Origin of the sequence: Halostella litorea (assembly GCF_004785955.1) — an archaeon.
GTDB classification, from domain to species: Archaea; Halobacteriota; Halobacteria; order Halobacteriales; family Natronoarchaeaceae; genus Halostella; species Halostella litorea.
This window is the reverse complement of the sequence record NZ_ML214300.1, coordinates 1039377-1063755: the sequence shown is the minus strand read 5'-3', so window position 1 is coordinate 1063755 and position 24379 is coordinate 1039377. Positions and strand designations below refer to the sequence as shown.

At 70.9% G+C, this 24379-nt stretch carries 22 protein-coding genes and 2 tRNA genes; 9 read left to right on the top strand and 15 right to left on the bottom strand.

Annotated elements, in window-relative coordinates:
* Nucleotides 1-275 precede the first annotated feature (275 nt).
* Nucleotides 276-351: transfer RNA gene (locus EYW40_RS05525), tRNA-Cys, on the top strand.
* Between the two features lie 146 nt (nt 352-497).
* Here EYW40_RS05525 and EYW40_RS05520 read toward each other — a convergent pair.
* The 10 genes from EYW40_RS05520 to EYW40_RS05475 all read right to left on the bottom strand — a co-directional run bounded on the left by EYW40_RS05520 (nt 498) and on the right by EYW40_RS05475 (nt 10803).
* A complete protein-coding gene (locus EYW40_RS05520) occupies nt 498-1328 on the bottom strand; it encodes a HEAT repeat domain-containing protein (protein ID WP_135820591.1) in 831 nt (276 codons plus the stop codon).
* On the bottom strand, nt 1325-2203 hold the full coding sequence (locus EYW40_RS05515; protein ID WP_135820590.1) for a DUF8068 family protein: 879 nt from the start codon (nt 2201-2203) through the stop codon (nt 1325-1327). Before EYW40_RS05515 ends, EYW40_RS05520 begins: the two co-directional genes overlap by 4 nt.
* Nucleotides 2203-2940 carry a molecular chaperone TorD family protein gene (locus tag EYW40_RS05510; protein ID WP_135820589.1) on the bottom strand — a complete coding sequence of 246 codons (738 nt, stop codon included), beginning with the start codon at nt 2938-2940 and terminating at the stop codon, nt 2203-2205. Before EYW40_RS05510 ends, EYW40_RS05515 begins: the two co-directional genes overlap by 1 nt.
* 10 nt (nt 2941-2950) lie before the next feature.
* Nucleotides 2951-3781: an ethylbenzene dehydrogenase-related protein gene (locus EYW40_RS05505; RefSeq protein ID WP_135820588.1), complete on the bottom strand. Its 831-nt coding sequence runs from the start codon at nt 3779-3781 to the stop codon at nt 2951-2953.
* Between the two features lie 104 nt (nt 3782-3885).
* Nucleotides 3886-4959 carry a nitrate reductase subunit beta gene (gene narH / locus EYW40_RS05500; RefSeq protein ID WP_135820587.1) on the bottom strand — a complete coding sequence of 358 codons (1074 nt, stop codon included), beginning with the start codon at nt 4957-4959 and terminating at the stop codon, nt 3886-3888.
* A complete protein-coding gene (locus tag EYW40_RS05495) occupies nt 4956-7955 on the bottom strand; it encodes a nitrate reductase subunit alpha (RefSeq protein ID WP_135820586.1) in 3000 nt (999 codons plus the stop codon). Before EYW40_RS05495 ends, narH begins: the two co-directional genes overlap by 4 nt.
* Complete coding sequence (locus EYW40_RS05490; protein WP_135820585.1) at nt 7952-8155, bottom strand: DUF8120 family protein; 204 nt, start codon at nt 8153-8155, stop codon at nt 7952-7954. Before EYW40_RS05490 ends, EYW40_RS05495 begins: the two co-directional genes overlap by 4 nt.
* Nucleotides 8148-9623: a cytochrome b gene (locus EYW40_RS05485; RefSeq protein ID WP_135820584.1), complete on the bottom strand. Its 1476-nt coding sequence runs from the start codon at nt 9621-9623 to the stop codon at nt 8148-8150. The genes EYW40_RS05490 and EYW40_RS05485 overlap by 8 nt, the downstream gene beginning before the upstream one ends.
* Nucleotides 9623-10273, bottom strand: coding sequence for a QcrA and Rieske domain-containing protein (locus EYW40_RS05480; RefSeq protein ID WP_135820583.1), 651 nt, complete (start codon nt 10271-10273; stop codon nt 9623-9625). The genes EYW40_RS05485 and EYW40_RS05480 overlap by 1 nt, the downstream gene beginning before the upstream one ends.
* Nucleotides 10270-10803 (bottom strand): hypothetical protein, encoded by a 534-nt coding sequence (locus EYW40_RS05475; RefSeq protein WP_375137147.1) that lies wholly within the window; start codon nt 10801-10803, stop codon nt 10270-10272. The genes EYW40_RS05480 and EYW40_RS05475 overlap by 4 nt, the downstream gene beginning before the upstream one ends.
* Before the next feature lie 314 nt (nt 10804-11117).
* On the opposite strand from EYW40_RS05475, the gene EYW40_RS05470 reads away from it, so the two are divergent.
* Both EYW40_RS05470 and EYW40_RS05465 read left to right on the top strand, forming a co-directional pair.
* Nucleotides 11118-11756, top strand: a complete 639-nt coding sequence (locus EYW40_RS05470) for a helix-turn-helix domain-containing protein (protein WP_202614433.1) — start codon at nt 11118-11120, stop codon at nt 11754-11756.
* 114 nt (nt 11757-11870) lie between these two features.
* A complete protein-coding gene (locus EYW40_RS05465; protein WP_202614432.1) occupies nt 11871-12029 on the top strand; it encodes a DUF7560 family zinc ribbon protein in 159 nt (52 codons plus the stop codon).
* 21 nt (nt 12030-12050) lie between these two features.
* Here the strand turns inward: EYW40_RS05465 and EYW40_RS05460 are convergent, their stop codons facing one another.
* Together EYW40_RS05460 and EYW40_RS05455 are read right to left on the bottom strand one after the other, a co-directional pair.
* Complete coding sequence (locus tag EYW40_RS05460; RefSeq protein ID WP_135820581.1) at nt 12051-13361, bottom strand: DUF342 domain-containing protein; 1311 nt, start codon at nt 13359-13361, stop codon at nt 12051-12053.
* Between the two features lie 83 nt (nt 13362-13444).
* Nucleotides 13445-16261, bottom strand: coding sequence for a beta strand repeat-containing protein (locus tag EYW40_RS05455; RefSeq protein WP_135820580.1), 2817 nt, complete (start codon nt 16259-16261; stop codon nt 13445-13447).
* Nucleotides 16262-16640: 379 nt separating this feature from the next.
* On the opposite strand from EYW40_RS05455, the gene EYW40_RS05450 reads away from it, so the two are divergent.
* The gene (locus tag EYW40_RS05450; RefSeq protein ID WP_135820579.1) at nt 16641-17471 is read left to right on the top strand and encodes a hypothetical protein; all 831 of its coding nucleotides are present in this window, start codon (nt 16641-16643) and stop codon (nt 17469-17471) included.
* Between the two features lie 220 nt (nt 17472-17691).
* Here the strand turns inward: EYW40_RS05450 and EYW40_RS05445 are convergent.
* A tRNA-Lys gene (locus EYW40_RS05445) sits at nt 17692-17765 on the bottom strand.
* 94 nt (nt 17766-17859) lie between these two features.
* Between EYW40_RS05445 and EYW40_RS05440 the strand changes: the two genes are divergently transcribed.
* Nucleotides 17860-19104 carry a M20/M25/M40 family metallo-hydrolase gene (locus EYW40_RS05440; RefSeq protein ID WP_135820578.1) on the top strand — a complete coding sequence of 415 codons (1245 nt, stop codon included), beginning with the start codon at nt 17860-17862 and terminating at the stop codon, nt 19102-19104.
* Nucleotides 19105-19123: 19 nt separating this feature from the next.
* On the opposite strand, the gene EYW40_RS05435 is transcribed toward EYW40_RS05440, so the two are convergent.
* Nucleotides 19124-19801 carry a DUF7119 family protein gene (locus tag EYW40_RS05435; protein WP_135820577.1) on the bottom strand — a complete coding sequence of 226 codons (678 nt, stop codon included), beginning with the start codon at nt 19799-19801 and terminating at the stop codon, nt 19124-19126.
* 54 nt (nt 19802-19855) lie between these two features.
* On the bottom strand, nt 19856-19993 hold the full coding sequence (locus EYW40_RS19865) for a hypothetical protein (protein WP_202614431.1): 138 nt from the start codon (nt 19991-19993) through the stop codon (nt 19856-19858).
* Nucleotides 19994-20296: 303 nt separating this feature from the next.
* On the opposite strand from EYW40_RS19865, the gene EYW40_RS05430 reads away from it, so the two are divergent.
* From EYW40_RS05430 to EYW40_RS05415, 4 genes are all read left to right on the top strand, one after another.
* Nucleotides 20297-20611: a DUF8134 family protein gene (locus tag EYW40_RS05430; protein WP_135820576.1), complete on the top strand. Its 315-nt coding sequence runs from the start codon at nt 20297-20299 to the stop codon at nt 20609-20611.
* A gap of 117 nt (nt 20612-20728) precedes the next feature.
* Nucleotides 20729-22507, top strand: coding sequence for a nitrite/sulfite reductase (locus EYW40_RS05425; RefSeq protein ID WP_135820575.1), 1779 nt, complete (start codon nt 20729-20731; stop codon nt 22505-22507).
* A 69-nt stretch (nt 22508-22576) separates the two neighbouring features.
* The gene (locus tag EYW40_RS05420; RefSeq protein WP_202614430.1) at nt 22577-22861 is read left to right on the top strand and encodes a DUF6360 family protein; all 285 of its coding nucleotides are present in this window, start codon (nt 22577-22579) and stop codon (nt 22859-22861) included.
* Between the two features lie 349 nt (nt 22862-23210).
* A complete protein-coding gene (locus tag EYW40_RS05415; protein WP_135820574.1) occupies nt 23211-24332 on the top strand; it encodes a hypothetical protein in 1122 nt (373 codons plus the stop codon).
* The last annotated feature ends 47 nt before the right edge of the window (nt 24333-24379 follow it).

Genomic DNA, 24379 nt, shown 5'->3' with positions numbered 1-24379 from the left:
ACACGGACGTTAAGCCCGCCAGCGTTCCGGCAAGTACTGGAGTGCGCGAGCCTCTGGGACCACCGGATCGCCGCCTCCCACTCATACTACAGCCCAGTCGGCACCCGCCGACTGGGCTTTTCTCATATCATTCGCGGAGCCACCAGGCTCCACCACACCTCTCCCGTCGAGTAGCACGCTCGACGAGACCATCACCGCCCAGTGCCGACAGTCGACTGCGAGCCACGCCTCGGAAGCGCTAGGCTTAAACGCCGGACGCCAGTAGTATCACCCGCGCCAAGGTGGCAGAGTCCGGCCGAACGCAGCGGCCTGCAGAGCCGCCCATCGCCGGTTCAAATCCGGCCCTTGGCTTTTCAAACTATTCGCGGAGAGGCATCTCGGTACCTCCGCCGGGGCGATAAGCGATCGGGAGAGACCGCCCTCCACGTTTTACAGCGGCGGGCACGCCGCCGCCAGTCGGAACGATCCGCCGAGCGCCGGCAGCGCCCACGGCCGGATCAGAGGTTCGGCGTCCGGTTGAGTTCGTCCTCGCCGGGGAGCGTGCGGTCGGATTCGTCCAGCGTCCCGCTGAACTGGCGGCGGAAGCTGCCGGCGTCGACGGTCCGGGCATTGGCGGCCGTCTCGCGCACGATCCGGCTGTCGTCGTCCACAAGGTCGGCGAGCGTTTCGTCCGCGCGTTCGTCCGCGACGCCGCCGAGCAAGTGGGCTGCCCACTCGCGGACGCGTTCGCTCGGGTCGGCGGCCGCGTCGACGAGGGCGGGGAGGGCGTCCTCGCCCCGGAGTTTGAACAGCGACACCAGCGCGTTCCGGCGGACGGCGTGGTGGTCGTCGTCGAGCGCGTCGGCGATGGCGGCCTCGTGTTCGCCGCGGTCCAGTCTGTCGAGCGTCACGAGGGCCTCGGCGCGGACCCACGGTTCGGGGTCGTCGGTCAGCGCGAGCGCGGTCTCCGCCGCGACGGCGCCACCGACTTTCCCGAGCGCCTCGACCGCGAACTGCCGCACCTCGGCGTCGTCGTCGCCCGTCGCGGCGGCCTGCAGCGCCCGGCGGACGCGTTCGCTGCCCTCCCGCTCGGCCAGCGCGAGCGCTGCGCGGCGGCGTTCGACCGCCTCGTCCCCGGCCAGCGCGTCGAGCAACTCCGCGGTTTCGTCGTCGGCGACGGGGTCGGTGTCGCTGGCCGCCAGTTCCGCGGGCGACGCCTCGCCGATCGTCACGTCGCGGTCGACCTCGATGTCGTCGAGCCCCGCGGGCGCATCGCCAAAGCCCGGGCTGCGCTCGGGGCGGAGCCCCGGGTCCGGCGGACCGTCGGTCGCCTCCTCCTCGTCCCTCACGGCAGTTCACCCCCTGCCTCGACGAGCAGCGCGAGGGCGACGACGACCCCCAGCGCCCGGGGCAGCGTCGCGGGGACGCCGGCCGCGAGCAACAGCCCCGCGCCGACCGCCAGGTCGCCCCGGCCGCGGCGGAGCGCGCGGGCGACCCCGGCGACGCCGCCGCCGACGGCGAAGGCGACGGCTCCGAGGGGCGCGCCGACGACGCCGCCGCCGACCAGCAACACCGCGCCGGCGACGTACGGCGCGCTCGTCGCCAGCGCGAACGTCAGGACGCCGGCCAGCGCCCCGACCGCGAGGCTCGTCCGGTCGCCGCCGACCAGCAGCGGCGTCAGCCCGACGCCGACCAGCGCGAGGCCGGACCCGAGCGGGCGCAGTGTTGCCGCCCCGACGCCGGCCGACGCCGCGAGCGAGGTGACGACGCCGGCCACGAGCACGCCGGCCACGCCGACGCGCCGCGCTTCCGGCCGGCCGTCCCGGGCCAGCTCCGACCCGACCGCGAGGCCCCCGCCGAGGACGGTGCCGACGACGGCCGGGAGCCAGGCCGCCGGGGACGCGAGCGACACCAGCCCGAAGCCGCCGACGAAGGCGAACCCGACGCGCTCGCCGGGTCGGTCGGCGGTCGCCGTGAGGCACAGCGCCGCGACCGCCGGCCCGGCGACGACGAGCGGGAGTGCGGCCCCGACGACCGCCGTGACTGGGCGCGGTAACGGCCCGGGCGCGTTGAGCGCGACCCGGTACAGCGTCGCCAGCGCGACCGGCAGGAGCGTGACCAGCCCGGCGGCGGTCCGCGGCGACACCGGCGACCCCGCCGAGAGCCTGGCGAGGCCGGCCGCGCGGCGTCCGTCGGTCGGCTCCCCGACTCGGCCGCCGCGCATCAGCCGTCACCCCCTTCGAACCGCCCGGCGAGGTCGGTCTGGTCGGCGGCCACGAACCGGTCGAGGAACGCGGCCAGGTCGCCGTACAGGGCGGTGCCGGGCTCCTCGGCTATCCGCTCGGCGACCCCGCCGGCGACGACGTGGAGGTGTCGGTCGTGGAAGTCCAGCCTGGCCCGCGCGGCGTCCGTCGACGACTCGGCCTCCCGGCGCGCGAGGTAGCCCGCGAACTCCAGCTGATAGGGCAGGTAGTCGTGGTTGTCCCGGACCGACCGGTCGACCTCCAGCCCGAAGTGGTCGTACGCCCGCGCGAGGTCGAGGTTCACGTCGTTCCACGACGCCTCCGGCCGGTACGACGTCTCGTACAGCGACACCGGCGGCCCGCTGCTGTCGAGCGACCCGTCGCTCCGGTCCTCGTACTCGGCATAGCCGACCGTGAACAGGTCGTTGAACCGCGCGCACAGCGTCTCGTGGTCGTCCGCGACGGTCAGGTCCGGCGGCTCGACGTCGAGGCCGCTCGCTTCGACAAGCTCCCGGCAGGCGGCGTCGACCTCGCCCGCGCGGAGTCGCCGGTGGAGCGACTTGCTCGGCTCGTCGAACAGCGTCGCCGCGAGGGCGTACACGCCGCCCCGCGCGGCCGCCGCCGGGTCGACGTCCGCCGCGTCGATGCGCTTTGCCCCCTCGTCGGGCGCGTTCGTCTCGGGTCCGTCCGTCGTGCCGTCGTTCGTGTCGATGTCCATTCGGGTCACCTCAGGTGCTCCGCACCGCGTGGACGGTCACCAGCGCGACGCCGGCGATCGCCAGCCCCGCGACGGTCCACAGGATCGTCTCGTACGGCGGTCCCTGCGGCCCGCCGCCGAGCGGGACGTGGTGCCACTCGCTGACGGCCTTCCGGCCGGAGCGTTCCATCCCCGAGCCGTTCCACACGGCGAAGGCGACGTCGACGTCGTGGTCGACCGCGAGCGAGGTCCGGTTCTCGGCGTTGGACTCCAGGTCCCGCGACATGACCACTGTCCAGCGGCCGTCGTCGTGGGTCGCCGTCGCGTTGACGCCGCCCTCCTCGATCTCGGTCGTCGTCCCGGCCCCGCCGGCGAGCAGTTCCTCCCCGTCGCCGTCGGCGCGCCAGTACCAGACGTTCACCATGTTCCGCGTCCCGCCCATCGCTATCGGCGGGCGGGTGCTGGCGTCGGCCGGCACCTGGACCGCCGCGGCGTCGACGAACCTGCGCGGCCCCGTGACGTTCCGGTCGGCCGTCCCGTCGGCCCACGACAGCCGGACGTAGAACCGGTCGTCCGTCCGGGCCGACTGGACGCGCACCGTCTCGACGGACGTGTCGCTGGCGTTGGGCAGGCCGCTCGGCGCGCTGGCCAGCGGCACGTCGGCCGCCGGCACCGTGTCCCACGCCTCGCCCGACGGCCGCTCGGGGTTCCCGTCCGCGGACACGGACTCGACCGGGACCTCGTACGCCGGGCGCGCCGCCACCAGCGCCGGGACGAGCGCGCTGACGACGAGGATCAGGCAGGCGAGCGCGACCGCGCCGACGGCGACGGCGCGGCGGTCGCCGTCCGCTTCGCTACGCATCGTCGAACACCTCCGGAACGACGTTCCGGCGAGCGCGACGATGCTTCGCTTCGCTCGCGACCGTCGGCCGCTCGCGTTGCCGAGCGGCGTCGGGGCTCGCTTCGCTACGCATCGTCGAACACCTCCAGCCGGTACTTGCGCGCCGGGTTGGTGTCGGTGAGCAGGTCGAGCAGTTCGCTGTCGCCGCCGCGGTTCACGCGCTCTCGCTCGCGCTCGATGGTGTCGAGCGCGTCGTGGACGCGCTCGCCGAACAGCTCCTCGAGGTACGGCCGCGGGATGCGGTCGACGTCGACCGTCTCGCCGTCCTCGGAGTGCTGGGGCGGCGCGAACGGGGGGATGTAGTACACGTTCGGCTGCGTGCGGTACTCGGGGTGGAGCGGCAGCGCGACCCCGTACTCCTCGACGAGCTTGTAGATCGGTCCCTCCTCGTCGTCGAGGTAGCCGACCAGTCGGAGCTGGGGCGGGCAGTCCTCCGCGCAGGCCGGCGCGAACGTCTCGCCGTCCGGGCCCTCCCCCTCGATGCGGGGGTAACAGAAGATGCACTTCTCGGACGTCTTCGTCGTCGCGTTGTAGTACACCTTCTTGTACGGACAGCCCTCGACGCAGTAGCGGTAGCCGCGGCAGCGCTCCTGGTCGATCAGCACGATGCCGTCCTCCTCGCGCTTGTAGATGGCCTTCCGCGGGCACGCCTCGACGCAGGAGGGGTGCGTGCAGTGGTTGCAGATGCGCGGGAGGTAGAAGTAGTAGGAGTTGGGGTACTCGCCGGCCCCCTCGTCCTCGTCCCAGTTCGGCCCCCACTCGGGGTCGCTGTCGGGGCGGAGCGGCTCGTCGCTCCCGTCGTACATGATCGACTCGTGGTTGAACTCCCACGCCTCCCCGTAGTCCTCCTTGGCCGGGATCTCGCCGGGCTGGCGCTCGGCGTGCTCGCCGGACTTCCAGCCGCCGCCCGACTCCTCCCAGCCGCGGGGATACCCCTCCCCGGGTTTCGTCTCGACGTTGTTCCAGTACATGTAGTCGCTGCCGTCGCCCTCGGTCCACAGCGACTTGCACGCGACCGTACACGTCTGACAGCCGACGCACTTGTTCAGGTCCATCACCATGGCGACCTGGTGGTCGACCCCCTCCGCGAGGCCGACGCCGTCGTCCTCGCCGTCGGACTGGGATCCGTCGGTGCTCATCCGCCGTCACCCCCTTTCTTCCGCACGTCGACGCGGACGTCGCTGTTGACGCCGGTCGGTCCCCAGTAGTTGGGGAAGAAGTGGAGGTGTTCGCCCGAGTCCTCGGGGTACTGCACCAACTGCGTCGGCTTCATGTACATCGGGACGAGCGTGTTGAAGTTGTTCCGGCTGTCGTACTGGAACCGCTCCCACGAGAAGTAGTGGCGGACGGTTCCCGGCTCGCTGCTGGGGTAGATCTTCGCCTGCACCTCGACGCTCCCCATGTCGTTGTACACCTCGACCGTGTCGCCGTCCTCGATGCCCCGCTCGGCGGCGTCCTCCGGGTTGAGGAAGACGGTCGGCTCGCCGCGCTGGAGGCGCAGCAGCTTCTCGCTGTCCCGCCAGGTCGAGTGGATCGCCCAGCGGCTGTGGGGCGTGTTGTACGACAGCGGGTAGTCGCCGCCGGTGTTCTCCGGCCCCTCCTTGTGGGTCGGCAGCTGCTCGTCGAGTTCGAGGAACCAGTCGTGGTCGACGTAGTACTGCTGTCTGCCGCTGACGGTCGGCCACGGGTTCTTCTCCTGCACGAAGTCCTGCCACGGGGCGTACGCCTCGCCGTCCTCGATGTCGGAGGTCCAGTGGTCGCCGGCCGCGAGCAGCCGCTGGGGCTGTTCGACGGTGTCGGCGAACTCGATCCGGTCGTCGGTGTCCGCGGGGTTCGTCTCCGCGGAGTGTTCGAGGATGTACTCGCAGGCCGCGCGGTCCTCCGCTAGCGCGCCCGGCTCGTCGGTCTCCCAGTCGCGGACGTAGTCGTCGTGGATCGACTGGAGGTCGATCTCCCGGTCGAACTGCCGGTCGGGGACGGGGTCGACGCCGCGCTCGGTGGCGACCTCCTGGATCTTCGCGGCGAGTTCGCGGAAGATCTGCCAGTCGGTCTTGGACTCGCCCAGCGGCTCGACCGCTGGCGTGAACGGGTGCACGTAGGTGTGCATGTCCGTCATCGAGAGGTCGTGTTTCTCGTAGTGGCTCGCGGCCGGCAACACGATGTCGCTGTACATCGCCGTCGAGTCCATCCGGAAGTTGATGTCGACGACGAGGTCGAGTTTCGGCCACAGTTCCTCCTCGACGGCGACGTTGCCCTTGGCCTGGTTGAAGTAGTTGCCCCGCCAGACGAACATCGTGGTGGGGTCGGGCCGGGAGCCGTCCTCGCGCTCCTCGGGGTACACCGGCATCCACCCCTCGTCGACTGCCTCGCGGATCTTCGCGGCGGTGTCGGCGTCGGCGGTGTCGAGGATGCCCGAGTGGTAGTACGTCCACAGCGTCGTCGGCACGCCCCGGACCGAGCCGGTCGGGAACGAGAGCGTCTTCCAGCCGTGGAACGTCCAGATCTTCTCCTGGCCGACGTAGTGGTCGAGGCCGGTGCCCTGCTCGCCGAGGTTGCCGGTCAGCGTGACGAGCAACTGGATCGCGCGGTTGCCCAGGTCGTTGTGGTACCAGTCGTTGACGCCCTTGCCGTGGACGATCTTCGCCTTCCCGGCCTCGGCGAACTCGCGGGCGATCCGCTGGTACGTCTCCCGGCCGACGCCGGTCTCCTCGTGGACCGTCCCGGGGTCGTACTCGGCGAGTTCGTCCCGGAGTTCGTTCCACACCGTCCGGACCTCGACGGGGCCGTCTTCGGTCTCGACAGTCAGTTCGGCGTCGAGCCGCGGGTCGAAGTCGAGGTCGATGCTCTTCGAGTAGTCCTTCTGTCCGTCGCGCTCCCCGAGCGACCCCGGGGCCTCCCGGAGGTTCCCGTCGCCGTCGACCAGCAGGAGCATCCACTCAGGCCGGTCGGCGTCGGAGTCGACGGCCGGCACGTCGCTCGCCCGGAGGAACTTCCCGGTGTCCTCCCGGACGAGCAGCGGCATGTCGGTCTGCTCTTTCAGGTGCGCCTCGTCGTACAGCCCCTCGTCGACGATGGTGCGTGCCATCCCGAGCGCGAGGGCGGTGTCGGTGCCGCCCTCGGGGCTGATCCACTCGTCGGTGTGGATGGCGGTCTGGGAGTAGTCGGTGAACACGCCGACCCGTTTGGTCCCGTCGTAGCCGGCTTCGAGGAAGTACTTCGCGTCGGGGATGCGCGTGACGTTGATGTTCGACCCCCACGCGATGATGTAGTCGGCGTTGTACCAGTCGGCGCTCTCGGCGTTGTCGGTCTGGGTCCCCCACGTGATCGGCTGGCCCGGCGGGAGGTCCGAGTACCAGTCGTAGAAGCTGTGGGAGACGCCCCCGAGCAGGTTGACGAGTCGGGAGCCGCTGGCGAACGACACCGGACTCATCGCCGGGATGGGGGTGAAGCCGCTGATCGCGTCGTACCGGCCCGCCTGCACCTCGTCGACGACGTGTTCGGCGATCTCGGTCAGCGCCTCGTCCCAGGAGATCCGCTGCCACTTCCCCTCGCCGCGCTCGCCGACGCGCTTGAGCGGGTGTTTGATCCGCTGGTCGGCGTTGACGTAGTCGGTGTAACACGCGCCCTTCTGACAGCCCCGCGGGTTCGGATCCGGCAGGCTCTCGTCGAAGCGCGGGTAGTCGCCCGACTGCTCCTCGCGCCACACCTGCCCGTTTTTCACGTAGACGTTCCACGAGCAGCTCCCGGTGCAGTTGACGCTGTGCGTCGAGCGGGCGACGGAGTCCCAGTCCCACTCCTCGCGGTAGAGGTCCTCCCAGTCCCGGTAGGGGTAGTTGCCGATGGGGTCGTCGACCGCCTCCAGCCCGTCCATCTCGAACAGGCTGTCGGCCGCCGACGCCCCGCCCAGCCCGAGCACGGAGGCGATCCCGACCCCTTCGAGGAAGCTCCGCCTGGAGACGGAGCCGTCGGCGGGGTCGCCGATCGGGTCGCCGACGTCGGGGCCGTCGCCCGGGTCGGCGTCGGTTCCGTCGCCGTCCGGCGGGGCTGCCGTGCCGTCCGAACGGCCGGCGGTCTCGTCGCCCCCCGGTGGGTCGGTCGTCTCGTCGTCGTCGGTGGTGTAGTCGTTTCTGCTCATTCGTTGGTGCGGAGGAAAACGGTCGTCAGTGCCAGTACCGCGCCGACCGCGCCGAGCGCGACCCCGGCGAGGGAGTCGCCGCCGAGTTCGAGGCCGACGGCGACAAGCCCCACGCCGAGGAGCTTGCTCGCGCGGTCGAGGTGCCGATACGCCCGTGCCGACAGTTCGACGCCGCGGACGGCGTCGCCGGCCTCAGTCATCGTCGACCGCCTCCGTCGTGGTGTCGGCGTCGGCCGCCTCGCTGCCGCCCCGGAGCACGTAGTAGGTCACCAGCCCCGAGACGACGGGAACGACGACCAGCGCGGCCGAGAGGATCGGGTTGACCGTCCCGGTCCCGACGCCGAGGGCGCGGCCGAGCAGGTTGTTCATCCCCGCGATGGAGGCGACCATGATGAACTGGACCGCCGCGACGCCGACCGCGGTCTGCCACGGCCGGTCGAGCGGGCTCGCGGTGAAGTGGGTCGGCTCCTCCCGGTAGTCGACGAACGGCCAGAGCGCGACCGCCGCGAACACGAGCGTCGGGAGGACCACGCCGCCGAGGAACTCCGTCGACACGTGGACGCCGAGGACGGTGAAGCTCATCCACGTCGGGAGCAGCTTCAGGAAGCCGTACACCCACATCAGGAACCAGTCCGGCATGATGAGCTCCGGGGTCGCCGCGGGGTTGTTCGGGCCGTACTCGGCGATGTTGTGGACCGGCAGGAAGCCGGCCAACGCCGACAGCGCCGCCAGCGTCAGGAAGAACACGACGGCGCTCACGGCCGCCTGGTTCGGGAACGCCGGCAGCCCGACCACGACGGTGTCGTCCTCCTTCGCGACGGTCGCCTCGCCGCCGTCGCTGACCGCGGGCGCGTCGCCGGCGTCGCCCGCCGACGCCTCGCCGGGCGCGGCGGCTCCGTCGGCGGGCCGCGCGCCCTGCCCCGGAACGTCGTCGTCACGGGGCGCTTCGGTGTGTTTCTGCCGGACGAGGATCGCCATGTGGACGGCCAACAGGACCGCGATGGCCGCCGGGATGACGAGCACGTGGAGGAAGTACAGCCGGGGGATCGTCGCGCTCGACGGGAACTCACCGCCGAACACGGCCTTCCCGATCACGTCCCCGACGAGCGGGACGGAGGTGGCGAGGTTGTAGCCGATCCCCGTCGCCGTCGCGGCGAACTCGTCGAACGGGAGCGCGTAGCCCGTGTAGGCCGCACCCATCGCCAGCCCGGCGAGCCCGGTCCCGACGACCCAGTTGGGCTCGCGCGGGTTGCGGTACGCCCCGGTGAAAAACACCCGGAGCATGTGCAACCCGATGGAGGCGACGAACAGGTGGGCCGCCCAGTGGTGCATCCGCCGGATGAACATCCCGAAGGGCACGTCGTAGGTGATCTGCAGGACGCTCGCGAACGACTCGGGCACCTCCTCGCCCTGGAACTTCTGGACGCTGCCCTCGTACTCCACGCCGGTCGTCGACGGCTCGAAGAACATCCCGAGGAAGATCCCGGTCAGCACGAGCACCAGGAAACAGACCAGCGCGACCTCGCCGAGCAGGAACGAGTCCTCGGCGGGGAACGCCTTCCCGAGGAACCGCCGGCCCCGCTCCACGTCGAACCGGTCGTCGAGCCAGCCGTAGGCCCGGCCGCTCGCGCCCGACGCCCGCTCGGAGAGGCGGTCGATCCGGGACATCACTCACCACCCGGGCCGACCGGCCCCTCGAAGTCGCCAGTGGCGACGAGATACCCGTCGCTGGACAGCGTGATCGGGAGCTGCGGCAGCGCCCGCGACGGCGGCCCGCCGACGACCGACGCGCCGCTCGTCGGGTCGAACTTCCCGAAGTGACACGGGCAGACCAGCGTCTCGCCCTCCTCGTCGGACACCATACAGCCGGCGTGGGTACACACCTTCGAGTACGCCGCGTAGCCGGCGACGGTGAACTCCATGCTCGTCTCGCCGCCGTACGCGTCCTCGGGGTGGCGCACGAGCAGCGTCGGCGCGCGCTCGATCCCCGGCCGCGGTTCGGGGAACACGGTCAGCTTCTCGCCCTCTTCCAGCGCCGACTCCCCGATCCGGTCGCCCTCGCCGTCGACGAGGTAGATGCCGTCGGAGTACACCGGGCCGGTGTACGACCGGTCGAACACCCGCGTCAGGCCGGCCAGCGGCGCGGCGAGGCTCCCGACGGCTGTCAGTCCGCCTACCGTGGCGAACAGCTTCGCGTAGTCCCGGCGGGCCATCGACGCCCGCGCGTCGGTGAAGATGCTCTGGCGGTGGCCGCCGTCCGCGCAGTCGGCACAGCCCCCGTCGCAGTCGTCGTCGGCGCGGTCCGTCCCCCGGCTCATGAGTGCTCCCTCCGTTCGGCGACCTGCACGTGCGGGAGGAACCAGGCGTAGTACGCGACGGTCAACAGTGCCAGCGAGACGAACATCCCCGTCGCGTAGACGCCGAAGTACTGCGTCCGCGCGAGGGTGAGGTACTCGCCGGTAAACAGCGCGGCGAAGACGATCGCGAGGATCGTCAGCCCACCCATCGCGAGGATCCCCTCCATCGCGTCGGAGGCGTCGTGGTACTCGACCACCCAGCGGTCCTCGGTCCGGAACCACGGCAGTCCGACCCGCCCGCCGTCGGCCACGGCCGTCTCGCTCGCCGCCTCCGGGTCGTCGGGCCGCACCGCCGAGTCCATGAACCGGTGGACCGCCGCAAGCACGCCGACGAGGCCGAACAGCGCGACCCAGACGATGACGCCGACCTGGCTGGGTGCGAGTTTCTCCGGCGTGTCGACGATCCCGGAGAGCGGCCGCATCTCGCTGACGCCCTCGTCGATCGCAATCTCCTCGCTCGGTGGCTCCCCGTGGAGCGCCACGAACCACATCGGGCCGAGCACCGCGGCGATCAGGAGGCCGACGACGGCGGCTTCGCGTCTCACGGGGGACCACCCCGGTACCCGGGCCGCCGCGGGGCCCCCGACGGCGGCCTCGCGCCGCCGGGGGCCGCCGGCCGAACGATCCGCCAGACCGACCGCAGACCTGTTCGAGACATGTGCGACACGTCAAAACGTACCCGCCGTACCCCGGTAACCCCCGCACCATAGGATGTTGGGGATTTAAGTCAGGGATCGAACGCCCCCGACGGCGGCCGAACATGTTCAGAAAAACCGCCTAACCGGAGCCGATCCCAACCCCTCATATGGTGGCTCAGGGCGTCCACGCGGAGGTCGAGGTCGCGGCGTCGGCCTGCCGCGTCATCGACGTCTCCCGCGAGGCCGGGACGGTCCGGGCCGTCTCGCGGTGTGCGTCCCCGGCGGACGACCCCGTCACGGTCGAGTTCAGCGCCGACGCGTCCGCGGAGTTCGACGACGTCGAGGAGGTGTTCAACTGCGGCGACGAGGCGGTGTACCGGTTCGACTGCGAGCGCGGGTCGACGTCGGACTGTGCGTGCGAACTGGTCGAGAGTCGCGGCTGCCCGGTCCGGCACCTCCAGGTCGAGGACGGGGTCATCGTCCTCTCCTTCGTCGCCGGCGACGTCGCGGACCTCCGGGAGACCGTCGCGGACCTCCGCGAGCGGTTCGACGAGATATCCCTGCGGCGGCTCACCCGCTCGAACCGCCCGGAGGCGGGCGACGACCTCACGCTCCTCGACCACGCCAGGCTCACCGAGAGGCAACGCGAGGTGCTGGAGACGGCCCACGGGATGGGCTACTTCGACCATCCGAAGGAGGCGAACGCGACCGAGGTGTCCGACACGCTCGGGATCAACCGGTCGACGTTCTCCGAACACCTCTCGGCCGCGCAGTCGAAACTCCTCGACTCCCTGCTCGAAGCATGACCCGGGCCGCGACCGACCGAAGTGGGGTCGGCCGGCGGCCGTCGCGCTCCCCCCGCGCGTCCCGGGGGCGACGGCCGGACCCCCACGATACCGGACCGCTGTCGGAGGTGTAGCGTGTCGAACCAGTTCACCTTCGACTGCCCGGAGTGCTCCGTCGACGTCGTCGTCGACGACCCCATCCGCGCCCAGATACTGGTCGACGGGTGCGTGCTGTGTGGCGCGCCCGTCGGCACCGACGCCTTCAGCCGGGCCGACCCCGCAACGTCGGGGTGACGGCCCCCCCGTCCGGCCGCTTCAACAGGTGCTCTCCTGCCCGCCCTCGGCGTCGATTTCGCCGTTCGTCGTGACGTCACAGCCGACGTACACCGTGCCGTCGGTCTCGACGTCGCCGTTGACCGAGGCCCCGTTCGTCAGGTAGACGTCGCCGCCGGTCTCGACGTCGCCGTTGACGGTCCCGCCGTCGACCGTAACGGCGTCGGAGGCCTCGATGCTTCCGGCCGTTGAGCCGTCGCCGAGCGAGACGCTCCCCTCCGACTCTATCCCGTCGTTGACGTTGACGTTCTCGCCGGCCGTGACGTCGCCGTCCGATTCGACGCCGTCGTTGACGGCCGCCCCGTCGCCGACCGAGACGTCGCCGTCGGCCTCGACCCCGTCATTGACGTTGGCGTCCCCGCCGACGGTCACGTCGCCGCCCGCTTCGACCTCGCCGGCGGTTTCGCCGTCGGGGACGGCGGCGTCGCCGCTCGTGTCGACGCTGCCGCCGTTCTCGGCGACGGCGACGACCGAGAACGAGGCCTGGTCCGTCCGCCCGGCGGCGTCGCTGTACTCGACGGTGCCGCCGTCGGCCGACTCGACCGCGAAGTTCTCGACCCGGATCTCGATTGTGCCCTTGGGGTTGCCCTGTGGCTCGTAGGTGATCTCGTCGCTGGCCGCGTCGTAGCTGGCGCTTCCCTTGCCGCTGACGACTTCGACGTCCCCGGCCGTCATCGTCGTGTAGTCGATCCCGCCGTTCTCCTGCGGGTCGGTCAGGTCGACCGTCGCGCTGTCCTTGGACCCGAGACCGGCGGCGTCGAACGTGAACGTCTGGCTCGGGGTGTCCGCGGTCGAGTCGACGTCGCTGGCGGTGAACGACGCCGGCCCGGGGTCGTTACCACCGCCGCCCGTACAGCTGTAGTCGAACGTGTGGCTGTACTGGTAGTCCCGGATCTCGATCCCCGAGCCGGTCGCGTTCGAGGTGATATCGACCGTCGCCGTGCCCGACCCGCCGCCCGAACACGTCAGCGTCAGTCCGGTCGTCCCGCCGGCCGCGAGGCTCCCGGCGAACCCGTCGCTGACGGCCAGCGTCGGATCGTCGACGGTCACCTCCGTCTCCAGGTTCGAGAAGTCCGTCCCGGCGTTGTTCGTGATCTCGACGACGACGGCGTCGCTTTGCTGGTCCGGCGTGTTTCCGGTCGCCTGCACGCCGAGCAGCGCGTCGGCGTCGTCGGTGACGGTCACCGTGCTCGTCCGCTCGGCCGCGATAGTCGTGAACCCGGACGTCGGAACGGCTAACAGGAGGCTCCCGGAGACGACGAACAGCACGGCGAGCTTCGTGAGCGACCGCATCGTGCGTTCCCATCTAGGTTTTGATTCGAAATTGGTAAAAAGTGCCTGTTTCGCTACCGCCCGACGGCCGGCCGACCCGACCGCTACGGCCCCGCAGGTCTGGTCGTCCCGTTCCCGGTGTCGGTCCCGTTCGGCGCGTCGGTGGGTTCAGTTGTAACCGGCTCCGTGCCGTCGGTAGTCGCCGCCGGACCAGTCGTCGTCTCGGCATCGGTCCCGTTCGGCGTTCCGGTGGCGTTCCCGTCGTCGGTGCCGTTCGTCGCCGCCCCGTCGTCGGACATGCCGTCCGGCGGTTCGACGACGCCGGCGAGACCGTCGTCCGCGCCGTCGGCCGTTTCGTTCGTCCCGTTCGCGGCCGCGTCGGTATCGTTCGTCGCCTCGGTCCCGTTGGCCGCCGCGCCGGTGTCGTTCACGTCGCCGTCCGCGACGGTCACGAACGCGTCGTCGACGACCGGACCGCCGGTGTCGTTCAGGTACGGGCCGTCGTCGTCGCCGCCGGACGTCAGGAAGTCGAACGTCCCGTCGCCGTCGGTGTCCCGGTGGACCATCGCCACGAGCGTCTGACTCCCGTTCAGCGCGGTCCGGTTCGTCTCCAGCCCGGGCACGTCGAACAGGTCGACGGTGACGTTCTCGGCCTGGCCGGCGTCGACGAACGCCGAGACGCCGACCACGTCGCCCACGCCGCCGGTCGGGGTCGTCTCATGGACCGCGACGAAGCTCCCGTTCGTGCTGTTCGTGGCGTTGACCACGACGCTCGTCCCGTCGGAGGTCTGGTTCTCGAACGTAACGTTCGCCGTCTCGGGCTCGTCGGCCGGGGTCACGGCGTAGCTGACGTTCGTCCCGTTCAGGGTCGCGCCGGTGTCGGCGTCGACGACTGCGACGCGCACCGTGGCGTTCTCCTCCAGCGGCGGGTCGAGGGTGAGGTTCCCCTCGAACGTCCCGTTCGCGTCGACTGCGGTCTCGTTCAGTACCGTACCGTTCTCGCTGGCTTCGACGACGAAGTCGACGCTGGCCGTCGCCTCGTCGACGGTGAGATTCGTCCCGTCGCCGGTCTGGTTCGAGACGTTGAGCGTCGCCGTCGGCGGTGCCGGTTCCGCCCCGGTCACGGTGTACGCCACCGTCCGGTTGGCGAGTTCGTCGCCGGTGTCGGCATTCACGACAGCCACGCGCACCGTCGTGTTCTCCTCCAGCGGCGGGTCGAGCGTGAGATTCCCCTCGAACGTCCCGTTCGCGTCGACCGCGGTTTCGTTCAGGGTCGTGCCGTTCTCGCTGGCTTCCAGGGTGAAGTCGACGCTGGCCGATGCCTCGTCGACGGTGAGGTTCGCCCCGTCGCCGGTCTGGTTCGCGACGGCGAGTTCGGCGGTTGGCTCCGGGGGCTCCGCGTCCGTCCCGTTACCGACGGTGTCGTTCTCGCCGGCCGCCCGCTCCACGGTGTCGTTCGCGGCGTCGGCGATCTGTCGCTGGTCGGTCACGCCGTCCTCGGCCGCGTCCTCGGCGGCCTCGCTCGCGGCGCGCCGGGTGACGGTCTGGACCTGCTCGACCGTCACCTCCTGGCGCTGCACCAGCCCCGTCGCGCCGGCGGCGGCACCGCGGGCGGCGCTCTGGATCTGGACGACGCTGGCGGACTGGCTCTGCGACACGGCCCCGCTCGACGCGCCGTCGGCGATGACCTGGATCTGGACGACGTTGACCGTCTGGACCTGCACGATCGAGCCCTGCCCCGCGCCCCGCGCCGCGGCCTGGATCTGCCGGACGTCGACGACCTGCTCCTGGGCGGCGGTGCGGGCCGCGCCGCTCGCGGCCCCCGCGGCGGCGCGCTGGACCTGCACGACGTTGACCGTCTGGATCTGGACGACGCCGCTCGCGCCGCCCTGCGCGGCGGACTGGATCTGCTCGACCGAGGCCGACTGGGACTGCGACACCGACCCCTTCGCCGCGCCGTACGCCGCCTCCTGGGTCTGTGTGACGCTGACGCGCTGGCGCTGGGTCAGCGCCCCTCGACACGCGCCGCGGGCGGCGGCCTGCACCTGTTCGACGCTGGCCGTCTGCGTCTGGACGAGCGCGCCGTGTGCCGCGCCGGTCGCGGCCGCGCGGATCTGTTTGGGGTCGGTCGTCCCGTTCTCGTCGTACGCGCCCTCCGCGGCACCGAAGGCCGCGGCCTGCACCTGCCGCACGGTGACGGTCTGGCGCTGCTCGCCGTCGCCCTGCTCTTGCTCGGCCTCGACCGCCTGGCCCTGCACGACGGTGACGTTCCGCGCCCCCGCGAGCGCGCCGTAGGCGGCCCCCTGTCCGGCCTCCGCGATCATCGACACGTTCTCGGTGTCCCGGTCGACGGCCATCGCGGTCGCCCCGCCCGCGGAGCCGTTGGCGACGCGCCGGAGCTGTGCGGTCGTCGCGTTCCCGCTGCCGGCGACGGTCCCGTGGGCCGCGCCGTACGCCGCGCTCTGGACCTGGACGGCGGTCGCCGCCTGCCGCTGGGCCGCACCCGCAGTCGCCCCGCGGACGGTCGCCCGGATCTGCGATTCGTTTGCCCGCTGGCCCTGGATCAACACCCCGTGGGCGGCCCCCTGTGCGGCCGCGCGTATCCGCGATGCGTTGCCGCCCGTCGCGTTCGCGACCCGCGTCGCGGCCGCGACCGCACCCGCAACGGCGGCATCGCGCTGGGCCTCGGTGACGTTCGCGCCCCGGGCCTCGGCGAGTTCGATCCCGTCCTCGACGCCCGCCTCCGCGGCGGCTTCCGCGTCCTCCTGCGTGACCTGGGCCTGCGCGGCGTCGGTCGCGGCGGCGCTCGTGTCGCCTCCGGCAGTGACAGCGCCCCCCGCGGCGACGGGCGCGCCGCCGGCACTCGCCACCATGAGCGCGGCGAACGCGAGCGCGCCGAGCGTCGTCCACCTGCCGCTCATCGGCGGTCCCCCGTGGGTGCGTCCGGTACCGCGTCGTTCGGCCGTCCGTCCGGCCGCCCCGTCCGGTCGGGCGTCGGCCGGTCGAGCGCGCGCTTCGCTGCGGGTTCGGTCATGACCGGTTCGGTCGATGGATCGGTCAATAAACGCGGGTAACCGTTTCGCCGGCTTCGTGTCACGGCCACGTGACGTGTGCGCGTCACGCCGCCTTACCGCGGGCCGCCACCGCGCCGTCTCCGCCGCGCGACCTGACCGCTCGACTGGACGTCGGCGCGGCGTAGGACCGCGTTCACCGCCGACCGGTCGGGCTTTCCGAGAGCTTCGCGCGACTTTCCTCGGGCGAAAAGTAACCGTTTTAGGGAGTGCGTACGTCGGTCGACACATGCAACGACGAGCAGCGGCGGTGTATATCGCGTTCTTCCTCGTGCTCGCTGCCGGGTCGTACGCGTTCATCGCGACGGCGCAGGGCCCGTCGGTAACGCTCGAAAACCCCGAGTACGAACTGCAGAACGGAACGCCGGTCGATGCGGGCGACCGGGCGTACACGGTGACGAGCGTCACCGCTCCGACGGCCGAGGATCCGGGCGAGGCGACGCTGTCGTGGACGAACGAGTCCGCACCGTTCTCCGCGACGCTCCAGAACAACGCGACGGCGACGTACAACGGGAGCGACCACTACGTGTTCATCGCCAACGTCTCGGACCCCTCCGAGGCGACGCTCCGCACCACGCCGGCCAACGGCACCAACGCGAACATCACGTACGACGGCGAGGCCGGTCAGTACTACGTGGTCCGCGAGTTCGACGACGGCAGCCGCGAACTGACGCCGTACCTGCAGGACGAGGCGTTCACCAACCTGACGATATCCGAGGGGCAGGAGTTCGAGTATCAGGGTAACTCGACGACCGTCGCCAACATCACGACCGACGGCGTCCTGCTGGAGTGGAGCGGCGAGCGCACCGAGGAGGTCTCGGTTACCGAGGGCGAGCCGTTCATCCTGAACTCCTCGCAGACCGAGGGGACCGAGTACGTCGCGCACTTCCCCAGCGACGACACATTCGTCCTGACCACCGACATCGAGGGCTACGAGGACCAGATCGCCGAGCAGGAGCACTTCCACGAGCGCATCAACGGCGTCTGGGCGGTCGTCATCATGAGCGGCCTCGCGGGCGTCCTGCTCACCGGGCTGGCGTACCTCCCGCGGAAGGAGTAGCCGGCTTCGGTTTTCGCCGTTTTCTCGCGGGTTTCCGACTGCGACCGATCCGTCTTTCTGCCGCCGCCGCACCGTGCTGAGAGAGCGATTTCACGGCTCACTGTCGTTAAACGGGCCGGGAGGGAGTTGAACTACGCCCGGACTGCTCGCTTCGCTGCGCGTCCGGTCTACTTCAACTCCCACGTAACCGCTGCGCTCCTCACGTCTGTTCGTCGCCCAGCGGGCCGGGAGGGAGTTGAACCCCCGACCATCTGGTTAAAAGCCAGACGCTCTGCCTAACTGAGCTACCGGCCCGCAGTCGAGGATTCACGCCGGGACGGCTAAAGGGTTATCGTTCCACGCGCACGCCGGCGAATCGTTTTTGCCCTCCCCCTGCGCGTGTCTCGGTATGAGTGACCTCGACGAGGAGGCCGCCTTGCGCGAGTTTCTCGAGGAACTGCTGCGGTTCGACACGACCGGCGGGAACGAGGCCCCGGCGATGGCGTGGCTCCGGGACCGGTTCGAGGCGTTCGGCTTCGACACCTACGAGTGGACCGCGGACGCCGCCAAACTGGCCGAACACCCGTCGTTCCCGGACGACCCGGCCGAGATCGAGACGGCCGACCGGCCGTCGGTCGCGGGCGTCGTCGAACTCGGCGACCCCGAGGCGGGGCCGACGCTGGTGCTGAACGGCCACGTCGACGTGGTGCCGGCGACGCGGTCGGCGTGGTCGAGCGACCCGTTCGACCCCGAGTGGGACGGTGACCGCGTGACGGCGCGGGGCGCGGCGGACATGAAGGGCGGCCTGACGGCCTGCGTGTTCGCGGCGCGGCAACTCGCCGACCGGACTGACCTCGACGGGCGGATCGTCGTCGAGGGCGTGGCCGGCGAGGAGGAGGGCGGGATCGGCGCGGCCGCGGCGGCGCTGTCGAACCCCTACCCGTTCGAGCGCGACGCCGCGATCATCGCGGAGCCGACGGAACTGGGCGTCGTGGCGGCCGTCGAGGGGAGCGTGATGAAACGCCTCCGGCTCCGCGGACGGGCGGCCCACGCGGCGACGCGCTGGCACGGCGAGTCGGTGCTGCCCCACTTCGAGCGGATCCGGCGGGCGTTCATGGATCTGGAGGCGGAGCGCGAGGAGCGCGTGACCCACCCGCTGTACGAGGACCACCCCGTGAAGTGGCCCGTCACTGTCGGGACCGTCGAGGCGGGCAACTGGGCGTCGTCGGTGCCCGACGAACTCGTCGCCGAGGTCCGGATCGGCGTCGCGCCGGGCGAGAGCGTCGCCGAGGTGGAGGCGGAGTTCCAGGAGCGGCTGGACGCGGTGGTCGCCGACAGCGACTGGCTCAGCGAGCACCCGCCGACGTTCGAGCGGTTCTCGATCCAGTTCGAACCGGCCGAGGTCGACCTCGACGAGCCGATCGTGGGGGCGGTCCGGGACGCGGCGACCGAGGCCGGACTGGACGCGACGCCGTGGGGCGGGACGTTCGGCGCGGACAGCCGACACTACCTGGCGGCGGACATCCCGACCGTGGTGTTCGGGCCGGGGAGCATCGACCAGGCGCACTTCCCGGACGAGTCGATCGACGCCGGCGAAGTGACGCGGGCGGCGGCCGTCATCGCGGACGCCGCCGAGCGGTTCTGCGAGGGGTGAGCGCGGGACGGGGCCGCGCTCAGAGGTAGCGGTCGAGCGCCTCGGCGACGAGTTCGTCCGGGTCGGTGTTCCGCAGGGCGGCCTCGCGGCGGAGCCGCTGGTACACGTCCGGCGGGAGCGTCGTCGTCAGTTCGCCGACGGCGACGCCGTGGTCGGCCAGCGCCTCCTCGACGTCCGTGCCGCCGTTGACCGCGCTGGCGACGCTGCGGACCTCGCGGACGGTCAGGTCGCCGTCGAGGACGGCGAACGCGAGGAGAAACCGGGCGTTGCCCGCGACGCGGGCGACGTGTTTCGCCGCGGTGGGTGCGATGTGGCCCATGGCGACGTGGCGGCGGATCGACTCCGGGAGGTCGTGGACCCGCGCCCACTTCCGGATGAACGCGACGGTGGCCTCGCCGCCGGCGCGCTCGGCGGCGGCCTTGTACGACCCCTCGCCCCGGACCAGCGCGGCGCAGGCCGCCGCCCCGCGGAGCATGTACACGTTGTCCTCGCCGCCGACGGTGTTCTCGGCGAACGCCCGCACCGTCTCGGCGGCGTCGGCGAGGCTCTCGGGGTCGTCGGGATCGAACTGAACGGCGTCCCGCGCGTGCCGGCCGGTGACCTCCGCATCCCCGCGCACCACCGGCTCGCCGACCGGCGACTCCCGGTCGGCCGGCAGCCGCCCCCCGTCACTCTCGTCCGACCCGTCAGGCGTCATCTACCCATCCTATGGAGAGCACGGTCAAAAACCCACCCCGTCGTCGGTCCGTCGCTACTCGTCTTCGCGCTGCTCGGAGAGGTGCTCCCAGATCTCGGTACAGCCTGCCCCCTCCTCGACGTCCGCGAGGTGGTCGTCGACGGCCTCCTCCTCGTCGGGGCTCTCCTCGTCGGCCTGTGTCGTCGTGGTCATCGCTGTCCCTCCGTCTCGTACAGTTCGGGCGCGACGTCGGCGGACGTGTGCTGGCGCGAGCCGTCGCGCGAGCGAGCGTCGTCAGTCATCACCCCTTCCTTGTGGCGCTCACCCCTTAAGCCGCCCTTCGTCCACAAGCCCTACCCGGACTCCCGATTACCGGATACACTGTCCGGTACTGCGGTCGGCAACCACGGACAGAACCGCGTGACTGCGGCGCGACCGACGCCGGAGCGGCGTCATCAGGCGGTAAGCCTTGTGACTGTCGACGGGCTAAGACGTGCCCGGGGGCAAGGGCGGGCGATGACGGTGCCCGTCCGCACGCTCGACGACGGGGCGTGGATCAGCGTGAACAACGCGCGAGCGGTGAGCAACAGCGAGGTCTGGCCGGTCTCGGGGGCCGGCGTCTGCGACTGCGAGGTGGCGCACCTCCTCCCCGAATCGTTCTACGACGTCTCCGTCGGCCGCGACGCCGTCGCGGTCGGGGCGATCGTCCAGTGTATCGACTGCGGCGGCCACGGGACGATCGACGCACTGCCCGTTGGCCGGGTCGTCGACGGCGAGTTCCGCGAGTTCGACCCCGGCGCGGTCCGGCGGCCGCGGGCGACCGACGGTTGACCGCACCGCCGTCTGGCATGGCGTCACACGCCAGGCAAACCTCTCCGGTATATCCGAGACGAGGGGAGTACTGACGGTAGGGGCGGGGGTTTACGGGATGATCCCGTACGGAGGCACATGCCTACCGACGTCGAGGAGTGGAAAGAGGAGGTCTACGGCACGGACATCCGTGCCCATATGGAGCGGTTCGCGGAGGAGGGGTGGGAGGCGATCCCCGACGACGAGCACGACGCCTGGTTCGAGCGGTTCAAGTGGTACGGGCTGTACCACCAGCGCGCCGGCCAGGAGAGCTACTTCATGATGCGGATCGGGACGCCCAACGGCGTGCTCGAACCCGGCCAGCTGCGAACCATCGGCGAGGTGGCGAAGGAGTACTCGCAGGGGCCCGTCGAGAACCCCGAGTTCGGCAACGGCTGGGCCGACTTCACGACGCGCCAGTCGATCCAGCTCCACTGGATCCGGATCGAGGACATGCCGGAGATCTGGGACACGCTGAACGAGAACGGGCTGGAGACGATCCAGGCCTGTGGCGACTCGTGGCGCAACATCGTCGGCTGTCCCGTCGCCGGCAAGGACAAACACGAGCACGTCGACGCCCTCGACACCATCCACGAACTGCACGACACGTTCAAGGGCAACGACGACCACTCGAACCTCCCGCGCAAGTGGAAGGTGTCGGTCACCGGCTGCGACGAGGGCTGTGGCCAGGGCGACATCAACGACCTCGCGTTCGAGCCGGCCCGGAAGGAGATAGACGGCGAGACGGTCGAGGGGTACAACGTCCGCGTCGGCGGCGGCCTCGCCCGGAACGAGCCGCGGTTCGCCCGGAACATCGACGTGTTCGTCCGGACGGAGCGCGCGGCCGACGTCGCCGGCGGCCTCTCGGCGCTGTTCCGCGACCACGGCGACCGCGAGAACCGCTACAACGCCCGGATCAAGTTCCTCGTCGACGAGTGGGGCCCCGAGAAGGTCCGCGAGACGCTCCAGGACGACTACGTCGACTTCGAGCTCGAAACCGCGGGCGAGGACATGCGCGAGGGCTACTCGTACAACGCCGGGACGAAAGAGGGCCACGCCGACCACGTCGGCGTCCACGAGCAGCAGGACGGCAACTACTACGTCGGCCTGAACGTGCTCGTCGGCCGGATGGGCGCCGACGAGGTCATCGAACTCGCCGACCTCGCCGAGGAGTACGGCAGCGGCGAGGCCCGCCTCACCCAGCGCCAGAACGTCATCCTCACCGACGTCCCCGAGTCCGAACTCGACGACCTGCTCGACGAGCCGCTGCTGGAGCACTACAGCCCCGACCCGAGCCCGCTGATGCGCGGCTCGATCGCCTGCACGGGGACTGAGTTCTGCTCGCTGTCGATCATCGAGACGAAGAACCGCCAGGTGCGCTACGCGCGCTGGCTGAAGGAGAACGTCGACCTGCCCGACGACGTCGACGACTTCCACATCCACCTCTCGGGCTGTACGGCCTCCTGCGCCCAGCCCCAGATCGCCGACGTGAGCCTGCGCGGCATGAAGACCCGCAAGGACGGCGAGCCGGTTGAGGCGATGGACATCGGCCTCGGCGGCGGCCTCGGCGAGAACCCGAACTTCGCGGACTGGGTCACCGAGCGCGTCCCGGCCGACGAGGTGCCCGGCGCGATCCGGAACCTCGTGGACAACTACGCCGACGCCCGCGAGGACGGCGAGACGTTCCGCGAGTTCGTCGTCGACCGCGACGAGGAGGAACTCGCCGACCTCGTCGAGCCCGAGGAGACGGACTACGACGACCCGTACATGCACAACACGAAGCGGACGTGGTACCCCTACGCCGAGGACGACGACCTGGACGAAAGCCCCGCGCCGAAGTCCGTCGTCGACGACGGCTCCGCGCCCGCCGACGACTGACCGGCGCTCCCGCTTTCCGTCCCGGCCCGCTCCGCGGGCGCTAAGTGGTTCTACCTCCTCCGTTCGCCCATGGCAGACCGACTGATGAAGGTCAACGCGTACACGACCTTCGACCTGATCGACGCCACCGTCACGGGCCACGACTTCGAGATGGAGACGCTCGCCGTCCTCAACGCGACGTCGCCGCGGAAGCACCCCGACCGCGTGCAACTCCAGTTCGAGGTCGACAACATGCAGGAGGAGCACCTCCCGGCCCACATGGAAGAGGTGACGCTCTCGCCGGACGAGGCCCGGGAACTCGCGGCCGACCTGGAGAAACACGCCGACAAGGTCGAGGCGGCCACGGAGGGGTGACGCGTCCGGCGGCGGGCGGTCGTCGCGTGGGGCGCTAGCACGCCGCCCGCCGTAGCTGTCGGCGCGGTTGCCTGTTCCCCGGTTACGGGCCGACGCGCTCGTGTCGCGCCGCCGGCCGGCGAACCGTTCGGACCGTTTCGAACCGTTGTTCCGGCACCGGCGTCGCGGCTAAGCCGCCGTTACCCCCGGTCGAGACAGGTGTCGCCGCGCGGACCAGCGGCCGGCGCGCCTCCGCCCGCGGACAGATACGCGGACGGAGCCGAAACCCGACCTTGTGGCGGGAAACCTCTCCCTCCGAAATCGAACGGTTTCGGCCGCTTATGCGGCCGAGAGCCCTCTTCACGGTTGCATGAGACGCCGAACCGCAAGCGCCGTTCTGATGGCGCTCGTCGTAGCACTGACAGCACCCGCCGTCGCCGCGCCCGCCGCGGCGGCCGCGGGCGCGGAAACCGACTCGGCCGACTCGACGGTCGTCCTGCAGGAGGTCACCGTCGAGGAGCTCGAACTGCAGAACGTGACGGTCGAGAACGCGACGATCGAGTCGCTGACCGTCGAGGAAGCCGACCTGGCGGAGCAGGAGGGGGCGGACGAACTGAACGATTCGCTGAGCGAGAACGGGACGACGACGCTCACGAACGTCTCCTTCGAGAGCCTGACGCTGGAGTCCGTCGGCATCGAGGACCTCAACGTCAGCCTCTCGAACGAGACCGACCTCTCGGACGTGGACGCGCTGAACGAGTCCGGCGGTGACGCGAACGCGACCGACACGACGGCCGACGGGAGCCACGAACTCGTCGTGGAGAACCTGACCATCGAGCGGATGACCGTCGAGTCGCTGACCGTCGAGAACCTGACCGTCACCGGCAATGCGACCGCCGACGAATCGGAGGGCGTGCTCGGCGACAACGAGTCGAGCAACGAGAGCGACGAGGACGAGGGCGTCCTCGGCAGCGACGACAACGAGTCGAGCAACGAGTCCGACGGGATGGCCGCCAACGACACCGTCGGCGACCGGAACTCCGACGCGGAACGCCTCGACAACGTGACGATCCGGACGGTCGAGGTCGACGACATGACGATCGAGAACATGACCGTCTCGGAACTCGACGCCGGGATGGGCGAAAACACCACCGCCGGCGACGGCCTCGGCGACAACGCGTCGAGCAACGAGTCCGACGAGGGCGTCCTCGGCAGCGACGACAACGAATCCGAGAACGAGTCCGACGGCATGCTGGGCGACAACGAGTCCGACGCGATGACCGACGGGGACGCGGGGATCGTCATCGAGACGTTCTCCGCGGGCAACGTGACCGTCGAGAACGCGACGTCCGACTCGCTGTCGTTCCGGACCGAGAACGGCACGATGGCCGACGACGGGGCGCTGGACGGCAACGACACGACCGACGACGGCATCGACCTCGGCAACGAGTCCGACAACGGGACGGACGCCGACACGGCGGTCCCGGCGTAACGCTCGCCGACTTTTTTCGGTCGCCGCCCGGACAGCGGCGGCGCTGC